A 9,297-nucleotide genomic window follows, 5' to 3' on the forward strand; every position below is an offset into this window, starting at 1 on the left:
AGTATTTAAATAATTAGAGAGGCACTTTATACCCTCTGTATTTTTAGCAAAGCCACTTACTGGATGTAAAAATAGGCCTAATCACATTAGATAGGCCTTAATTATGAAGTTAAATATGAAGAATATGGTAACGCTTGCATTAAGCGTTACATTTTCGTTAGCAGCGAATGCCGAAGGCGTAAAAGTTGAAAAAAGCCAAGCAGAAATTGTACTGCAAGCCGCTATAGATAACTTTACAAAGCTTGTGCCAATTCCAATTGTAGCAATTGAAGAATCACCACTTCCTAACATGGTTCAAGTTGTCACCGAAAAAGGCGTGTTTTATGCCACCAAAGATGGAAAATATATTGTTGCTGGTAATGTTCACGAAGCTAAAGAAGGCCTTCCTAATTTAACTAAAGCACGTTTAGCAAAAGAAAATGGAAAGAAAATTGCTGAATTAAAAGAAAGTTTTATTACATACAAGGCTGAAAACGAGACAAGTGAAATTGTAGTTTTCTATGATACATCATGCCCGTACTGCACAAAATTTCATAATGAGGTCGATGACTTCAACCAAGCGGGTGTAACTGTGCACTATGCAGCATGGCCAAGACAAGGCGTATACAACCAACAAAATAAAGCGCAGTACACTGGTGCGTATTACAAATTAGAGAATGTGTGGTGTGCCGAAAACCCTAAAGCAGCATTAGACGCAGCAGCTCACAGAGCGAACATACCAAGAAGTACGTGCGAAAACACAATTCCTGAGCAATTTGCACTGGGTCTAAGTTTAGGTGTAAGTGGAACGCCCGCCGTTTTCTCAATTGATGGGCAGTTAGTGCAACGTGGATATGCTCCAGTTGATGATCTAATTAAAAACATTAGAGGCTTGAACTAAGTGAAATTACTAACACTCTCCATTATAGCGGCACTTCTAAGCAACTCTGTTTTTGCAGAAGAAAAAGTAAATAAAGATGAAGTTAAATTACCGATACCGTCACGAACTGAATTTGCAGAGCAAACAAAACGTGATCTAGGAAAGTACGGCGCTGTAAACGCTATTCAAGAACTACCAGTTTCACGCCTGTATTTTGTCGAAGCTCAAAGTGGAAGTTATATCATTAGTTCTGACGGTCGTTTTGCTATTGAAGGAACTATAAAGGACGTATGGCATAGAAAAACGCTTAAAACTGTTGACGATGTGCGCGATACACTACGCATGCCATTATCTGAAATGAAATTCGACTTCCAAAAAGACCTAGCTTCACTTGTTCTGGGCAATCCAGATATACCGCGCCAAGGCGTTATTTTTGGTGATCCAACAGCAAAACATACCCAAGAATTTGTAGCAAAGATTAACGCTAACAAAGAAAAATACCATTTCGTATTTGTCATGATGCCGCTGATTGGTGGAGAGGATGCAGTAAAACGCAGCATGAGCATACTGTGTGCACCAGATAGAGACCTTGCAATAGAAGATTTAGCTAACAACACAAGCAAATCATTCTTGGACACTAATGAAGGCTGCCCTGACCAAAATTTAATGTTTACTGTTTATATGCAGGAAATTTTTAAAATCACCAATTTACCGCATGTTGTACGAAAAGATGGCCTTGTGTCGAAAGGCGCGCCCATTGAATTAGATAAATGGTTGGAATCATTATGATTAAAACATTAACAGTAATAATTTTGGTAAGTGCATTAGGTGGCTGTATGTCACCAATTGGCAGTGAACCTGATCCGCGCCAATGCCCACGCTACCTCACTCAAACAAATAACATGTGTAATCATTCAGATTTAGGGACTTACAATGAAATTTAAGCTTTTAACTACTTTAACGCTGGTAATTAGTGCTTTAAGCCTTCAAGGGTGTGTTAATTCACTAGGTAAAGAAGAATTTACCTGCCCAAATTTAAAAAAAGGCGGTGTCTGTGGTGGACCTCGTGATGTTTATAAATTAACGAATAACCGCGTTAGTCTTGAGAACCTAACCCAAGAAGAGCTAAACGCATACCGCAATGGCCAAAACACAAATCACGTTTCATTGTACGAGAGTGATGGTGAAACAAAGCAAGTTATTAGCAATAAAAACAAAACAACTAAACTTGAAAATAAATCTAGTAAGCGTAATACGGACAATGGCGTAACCTATGCTGCGCGTGGAGACGGCCAGCAAACACCCGATAATTACCAAACACCGGAAGCCCTACCGCAAACCCGTTTTTCATACCAACAAAATCAATATGAACAGTGGCCAAGCAATAATGAACCACTCGCACCTGAACCATTAGCAACGCTTGAGCCTGCTCAAGTTATGCGTGTATTAATTGCCTCGTATACTGATTCGGACGGTTTATTACATATGCCAGGATATACATTTGTTGAGGTTACACCAAGACGATGGAGTTATGGCGAAGCAGCAAACGACAGACCTTCTCGGGTAGTACCGTTAGAAGTAAAACGCCGTAGTGAAGAGCAATTCAACCGTGCTCGTAATCGCTCAAACGGAGTCGATGCTATGGAAGTAGTAAACCCAATCAACCGTAGAAAGTAATTAAAGGGGTATTTTAAAAATGTCTGCATTTCGCCGCCGTAATGAAAAATTATTAAAGCACGAAGCTTTTGCTGATTTGTTCCCGTACTTAGAATATTGGGAGGATGAAAAATTATTTTTACTAGAAGGGCCTTATCTTGGGTTTGCATTTAGATCAATGCCCACCAACGGCGGTAATCGTGAAATTTTAAATAGCTTAACTGGTATTTATAAAACAAAATTCCCAAAAGGAACGCTAATACAGGCATCTTTAATTTCAAGCCCAGATATTGAAAATCAGCTATATGGTTTTCGTGCAGCACGAAGCGGACGCTACTTAGGTAAAGACCAAGAGCAAGTTTCCTCTATTGCAAAAGCTGTTCATGATTTCTATCGCAAAGGTACAAACGAGGGAATAAATGAATCTGATTTTATTTTTAGAACATTTGAGTTTATATTCACTATAAAAATCCCTATTAAGCAGCTTGTTCCAACAAGTAATGAGCTGACTGTAGCCAAAGATGTCAAAAAGCGCGTTTTACGCTCACTGTCAATCTTAGGCGCTGTTGAGCTTGATGATATAGGGTTTCGTCGTCGCTTACGTGTTATGTTCAACATGTTCAATAAAGACAAATGGCGTACACGCCCACACTTTAAAGAAAAATCACAATCTTCGGGCTTAATGCGTGATCAGATTTTAGATCCAGGTAAACGAGTTGAGATTGAAAGTAATGGTATAAAAATACTAGATGAAAAAGATAAAGAATGTGAATACATAAAATCGTTGTCTGTAACTGAAATGCCAGAAAATATGGTTTATGGTCAAATGATGGACTTGCTTGGTGATTGGCTAGAAGGTAAGGGAGCACCTTTGACAGAGCACTTCATGATCACACTTAATATGTATTATGAAGACGCAGTGAAAGCTATTAAAGATATTAAATCTAAACGTAGCTTTATAAACTCGCAGGCAAAAGGCAAGCTAGTGCAATGGGTTGACCGATTACGCTTCCAAAATAAAGACTTTAACGATATAAACCGTGAGATAGAGCAAGAAAAATCAACCATTGTTAAGTATGCACTGCAAGTAAATGTGTTTGCTAAAAATGAAGAGCGAGCAGACGTATTTGCAGAAGAGCTTATTGCGTTTTACGAGCGTAAAGGTTGCACGCTGGTTGATAATCACTTTTTTACAGTACCTATGTTCATAAGTTCACTACCAATGGGACTGAGTGAAGAAGTAGTTAATCTATCTGGCCGTTATAACGTGTGTACTTCAAAAGCACTTCCTTTCTTGACCCCCCATATGGGCAGCTGGGCGGGTAACACCTCAGAACCAAGACTATTATTAACGTCACGGTTAGGTCAGTTAGTAAATATTGACTTTTTTAAATCACAAACTAACTATAACTTCTATATTGCAGCTACTTCTGGGGCAGGTAAGTCTTTCTTTACGGGATACCTCATTGCAAATATGCTTTCTTCAGGCGTTAAGTTACAAGATGATCCCGATAACCCAGCACAAAACAAAGATTTCGATGATGGAACTCAAGTATTTGTAATTGACGTGGGTCGTTCTTATGAGGGTCTAGCAAAGCAGTTGCATGAAGCACAATTCTTAGTGTTCAACAAAGACTTGGCTTATACACTAAATCCATTTTCATATATTCATGAATTTGATGGTGAAGAAGGTCAAGGTATACAATGCCTAGCACAATTAAAAACCATGGCCGCACCTTCAGGAAAAATATCAGACTTTCAAAGCTCACAAATGTTGACCCTGTTAACAGCGTTATGGAATGACAAAGGTAATAAGGCCTGTATTGATGATTACTATGACCTGTGCGTAAATAGTGAACATGAAGCGGTGAGAGAAATTGGCCACCAGCTTAAACCATTTTGTAAAGGGTACTACTATGGCGCGTATTTTGATCCAGAAAAGCCGCCAGTCGATTTTTCTTCTCGCTTAGTAGTAGTTGAGCTCGAGGAACTAAAAGGCGACCCGCACTTACAAACAATTGCGTTAATGTCTGTAATCATGTCAATACAGCAAACAATGTACCTTGGTGGGCAAGCACGTCGCCGTATGTTCCTCCTTGACGAGGCCTGGGAATACTTGAAGGGCGATGAAGCAACAAAAGCAAGGCTTGGTTTTTTCAGTCAATTCCTAGAAACAGCTTGGCGACGCTTTAGAAAATATAATGCTGCTGGTGGGCTAATCACTCAATCCGTAATGGATGGTTATAGCTCAGATGTAGGTCGAGCAATACTTGATAACTCAAATTGGCTACTTTTACTCAAACAAAGAGAAGAAGCTGTAGAAAAACTACAAAATGAGAAAGCATACTCTGGTAGTGAATTAGATTTTAAACTGATAAAATCAACACATACGGTACAGCCTGATCCATCTAGGACCGATATTGCTTATTCAGAGATTTTTATTAAGTATGAAGGGCAATCTCAAGTATGCCGGTTATATACAGACAGACGTATACAGCTAACATTAACCACTAATGCTGATGAAAAACAGCGCAGGCAAGAGCTAATCGATAACGGTTACTCTTTCATGGAAGCAATAGACCAAATGGTGTTAGAAGACAACCGCCAGTAAATAGTGACAATTGAAATGTTAAATTTGAGTAATGAATCCCTTGTTACTTTAGAAGTCCGGCGTCTATTTGGCGCTGGCAGAAGTTTATTTAAAGCCAACAACAAGGTGATTTCTGAGTTAAAAAATGCTTGTTTCAATCAAGATTTTGACAGTGCGAAGGTAGTGCAGTTGGCTCACACAGATGGAGCAGTGCTATCGAAGATAATTGAAATTGCGAATAAGACGCTAAGATACAAAAGGAAAACACCTATAACCGATCCCGCACAGTGCGTAGCTCGTATAGGTCAAAAATGTATACAAGGAATAGCACTCAACTTAGAAATGGAATCTGTGAGCATTAAGCTCAATGGTTTCTGGAAGAAAGTTTTCTCAAAGATAGAGCTCAATACTAAAAGAGCCCTTTTAGAAGCGATGGCTTTAAATAAAGAGACGCAAAATATAAATTTATTTGAAATTACTAATAAAACTTTACTATTGAGCTTATCTTGTTACGCAAAGGCTCTTGCGTGTTCAAATCTTGATATTAAAATGACCAAAGAATTACTACGTTATGTATTAACGCCGGAGCCAGTGATGGCAGAATTAATTCAAACATCAATGGGTGTTCGTGTTGAGATACTAAGCTTTTCTGAGGAAGATACTTCAAAAAGCTCATATATTGCTGCGGCAGCGTGGGCAAAGGTATCAAGGGAAGCAACTCAACAACAAGTTTGTAACCTAGAATTTAGCCCCTAAGGAGCACCATGAGTGTAGATATATTTGAACATGTTGAAGCAATACAATCTGCGGTTTCATACTTTGAAAACCGTGATAGTATTATAGATGCAGTTTCATGCTTGGAGATGATGGCTTTCTTAGAAAATGCATTTAAAGGGCGAAAAGTAGAAATATCCGCAAATTACCTACAAAAGAGCGGCTATCACTTTACCATTGACAGACCAAAGGCGGGTTACATTGTACTAAACTCTGTTTCAGGCCAATGGCATCATAATAATTACATAGAACAGTTTCTCATGCGTATACGACTATGTGAGTTAGCATCTTTACCATATCAATGGGTCAACGAGCAAAACGAAAACAACCACGATATAAAACTCCTAATAACGAAAGATGGAGACAAGCACTTTTTAGAAGCGCGCCGGCATTTTGATTTATATGGTGGGGTTAGGTGTGACAATCTTTGTAAAACCATAGAGGATTTTACTGTATCTGCGCAACTTTTATCACAGATAGTGCAACGTGATATAGGCTTAGCTAGAAAAATATCAGAGGCTCCCTTACATCATTCTCAGTCCGAACACACGCAACACTAGCATATTCAAAAAAATTGTAATTAGACCGACCGTAAAACACACTAGGTCTTTTACATATAACACCAGTAGTTATATTCAAACATTCGATAAACTCCCCATCTAAGTGCAAAGAGGCTCGCTCAGGCATTAAATCATCAATAATAAGAGTATCAATCTTACTATCAACGTCATTCATCAACGACAATGGTACTGAATTTTCTTTTTTAAGGAATAAAACCGAACTGTGTACAACTGAATATGCGCTGCAGCCTAAATTAGTTCGACTCGATGTTTTTAAGTCACCGGCTTTAAATAAACTGGAATTAACCTTACTTACAATACTATTCATTAATTTAAAACGTTCGCTGTAAGGAGTATTTATTAGCTTTTTACCATTCACTATCGCAGCATCAACGGCTGTAAACCCAAATCTTGCTGAATAGAAGCCTTCTACAATCGTGTAACCCAAGCCAAGTCTCTTAAAAGCAACCTTAATCATGTTCGTATATGTCGTTGGCAAGGAGAGTGCAGCCCCTTCAATACCAATTTTGTTCGCTGGATAGAATCTAACATTGTAAAACTCATCAAATACAACGACTGACTGAATGCCTGAATAGAGTTCTAAGCATGGATGATTTACAAGGCCATTGATTTGCTTGTCATCTAGCTTTGCGTACGACAGAGTCATGATAGGCTTCGATTTTAGTTGCTCTAGCTCTAATGTTTGGACTGTATTATCATCACGTTTGGCAACTTCAAAATTAATTTGCTCTAAACATGTAATTTCTTCCTCAAGGCGTTCATAAACCAAATGTTCACGTTTAAAGCCACCAGCGGTAAATTCTTCATACTCAAAGTTCAAACCCATACCACATAAATCTAAACGTATGAAAAACTCAGAGTCGTTTTCATACACCATTATGCGTACTGATTTGCGCTCATTTTCATTACATCTTAATATGACACGAGTTTTAATATTCATTTGTTTCACTTCAAATTATTTAACAAAGAAAATCGCTAACAAAGAGTTCTTCAGACGATTCTATATATTCATGTTCTGCCGGTGAAATAGTTTTCACAGACTCAATTTCACTACGTTTGTTATTTACCAATGTTTCATGATTAAAATTCGCCATATCAAATGGGTCTAAAGCAACCTCATTATTATCGATAGGGCTGGTGGCACTTTGGTCACGCGATGTTGAAATTTTAAATCCACCATAACGCGGTAAGTTTTTCTGTTGGATTAATTCAGCAGGGGAGAAAAGATTGGTTTTTCTTCCAATTACTCGACCAAAATCATTCTTAATTAAAGAATCAGCTCTTTCTTGCTTGCGGAAAAATACGTTATGCATTTCTACCGCTATCTTGTACTTAACAGTCACAGGTTTACCAAGAATTGTTTCAGGGCATTGTAATGCATCATCTTCTAGTGCGCGTCTGTAGGTTGACGCTTTGTATATATCGAGCCATTCATCATCATTAAATGCATTGAAGCCGCCATACTTTATATCTATGTAGAGTCTCTTAATCGCTTCAAGTTCTTTAAGAGAGAGCCCACACGAACCTTTACTTTTATCTATATCGAAGTTGATACATGCAGCAATAACTTCACTGTCAGGCTTTTTAGGTAACTCTCGATAATTAATATGATTATCGTTACCACAAAGCTGGTACATATCAGTCGTGTATAAAATAAAGTCCTCATGAACCTTTGTCTTCGTGCTTGAATTAATCAGTTGACGAAAATACGCTGATTTTAGTTCTACAACAGCAGTCAGTTGTTTTGTAGAACGGTCAATTGCGGGCACAATACTCACAAAATCGAGTAATTCGTTTAAATCCAATTCTAAATTTAACAAGGTTTCGTTAAGGGCAAGTAAGATGTCCGATTCATTGACCTCGTGCAAAGAAATAGGCGTGTTTTCGTGAATAATTACACGATTATATTCACCTTGAACAAAATTGGTGATTTTTGCTGTCTTATTGCTTTTGTAGTGCTCAGCTATAGATATAATAATTCTACGCACGATAATTACCCTTTAATTAATCATATTGATATGGCCACTATAGGCCATTTGAATAATCTGACTACTGATCTAATTGATTGGCTAAGAGTGCTGCAAAATCCTCATCACTCACTGATTCTTCTTTCAAATTCTTAGTTTGTGTTACCTTCGGCGTTTGTTGTTCAACCTTTACAACAACACCAGAGTCATTAATACTTCTGTTATTCGGTAGTAAGCCTAATAAGTTTGCAAGACTATTAAATGTTCTGCGTAAAATGACATTTCGCACACACCGACTGGTAAAGTTAACCCAAGCACTTATTCCAGCTTCATCTGCCATGTGAGTTTTCTCAGAAATAATAGACTGAATTTCACTAGTACCAATATATGAGCAATAGAACGTACCATCCGTAAAGGTTATTACAGAGAATGCGGCAACAATGGTGTTTCCATCGGTTGTATATGAGTGAATAAAACGCGGTGGCGTGTTTTCACCGTACCATTCAAACTGATCGCCATCATGTACAACACTGAAGTTTGTAGACTTGATTTTTGAACAGGCACCATAGAACTGATTCATGCCCTGGATACCAATTTGTACAGTTGGAAATACTTGTTCACAGTGAGATTCCCAATGAATAAACAAATAGGCTTCTTTGTCATATGGATTAATAGATAGGCCCATATTGGCTATTTCAAGAATGCAGCGGGCTAATTCTTTAGTTTTAATGCTGTCAAAGCTAGGCTTACGGTTGCTATACAATTTTTGCTTGTTTACTTGAGAGGTTATCCAAGCAAATAGTTCACGTAATTGGCTATTGATTTCATTCACATCAAATGAACGGTCAATTTTATTAGTTTCATACGTGG

At 38.0% G+C, this 9,297-nt stretch carries 10 protein-coding genes; 7 read left to right on the plus strand and 3 right to left on the minus strand.

What is annotated here, in order from left to right; translation table 11 throughout:
• Positions 1-103 precede the first annotated feature (103 nt).
• The 7 genes from CXF89_RS20335 to CXF89_RS21120 are packed head-to-tail and all read left to right on the plus strand — an operon-like array spanning position 104 to position 6,439.
• Complete coding sequence (locus tag CXF89_RS20335) at positions 104-880, plus strand: DsbC family protein (protein WP_121955602.1); 777 nt, start codon at positions 104-106, stop codon at positions 878-880.
• Entirely contained in the window at positions 881-1,648 is a 768-nt protein-coding gene (locus CXF89_RS20340; protein ID WP_121955603.1) for a thioredoxin domain-containing protein, read from the plus strand.
• Positions 1,645-1,803 (plus strand): hypothetical protein, encoded by a 159-nt coding sequence (locus CXF89_RS21260; protein ID WP_180961434.1) that lies wholly within the window; start codon positions 1,645-1,647, stop codon positions 1,801-1,803. The genes CXF89_RS20340 and CXF89_RS21260 overlap by 4 nt, the downstream gene beginning before the upstream one ends.
• Positions 1,793-2,536 carry a TraV family lipoprotein gene (locus CXF89_RS20345; RefSeq protein WP_121955604.1) on the plus strand — a complete coding sequence of 248 codons (744 nt, stop codon included), beginning with the start codon at positions 1,793-1,795 and terminating at the stop codon, positions 2,534-2,536. The genes CXF89_RS21260 and CXF89_RS20345 overlap by 11 nt, the downstream gene beginning before the upstream one ends.
• A 19-nt stretch (positions 2,537-2,555) precedes the next feature.
• Positions 2,556-5,126: a TraC family protein gene (locus tag CXF89_RS20350; RefSeq protein WP_121955605.1), complete on the plus strand. Its 2,571-nt coding sequence runs from the start codon at positions 2,556-2,558 to the stop codon at positions 5,124-5,126.
• Between the two features lie 3 nt (positions 5,127-5,129).
• A complete protein-coding gene (locus CXF89_RS20355) occupies positions 5,130-5,861 on the plus strand; it encodes an HDOD domain-containing protein (RefSeq protein WP_121955606.1) in 732 nt (243 codons plus the stop codon).
• 8 nt (positions 5,862-5,869) lie between these two features.
• A complete protein-coding gene (locus CXF89_RS21120) occupies positions 5,870-6,439 on the plus strand; it encodes a hypothetical protein (protein WP_145990858.1) in 570 nt (189 codons plus the stop codon).
• Here the strand turns inward: CXF89_RS21120 and CXF89_RS20360 are convergent.
• From CXF89_RS20360 to CXF89_RS20370, 3 genes are all read right to left on the minus strand, one after another.
• Positions 6,381-7,400 carry a hypothetical protein gene (locus tag CXF89_RS20360; protein ID WP_121955607.1) on the minus strand — a complete coding sequence of 340 codons (1,020 nt, stop codon included), beginning with the start codon at positions 7,398-7,400 and terminating at the stop codon, positions 6,381-6,383. The two genes, CXF89_RS21120 and CXF89_RS20360, sit on opposite strands and share 59 nt — an antisense overlap.
• Before the next feature lie 19 nt (positions 7,401-7,419).
• Positions 7,420-8,448 (minus strand): hypothetical protein, encoded by a 1,029-nt coding sequence (locus CXF89_RS20365; RefSeq protein WP_121955608.1) that lies wholly within the window; start codon positions 8,446-8,448, stop codon positions 7,420-7,422.
• Between the two features lie 61 nt (positions 8,449-8,509).
• A partial coding sequence (locus tag CXF89_RS20370; RefSeq protein WP_145990859.1) for a recombinase RecT occupies positions 8,510-9,297 on the minus strand: 788 nt, incomplete at its 5' end.

The sequence above is a fragment of the Pseudoalteromonas sp. MelDa3 genome, assembly GCF_002863625.1.
Classification (GTDB): Bacteria; Pseudomonadota; Gammaproteobacteria; order Enterobacterales; family Alteromonadaceae; genus Pseudoalteromonas; species Pseudoalteromonas arctica.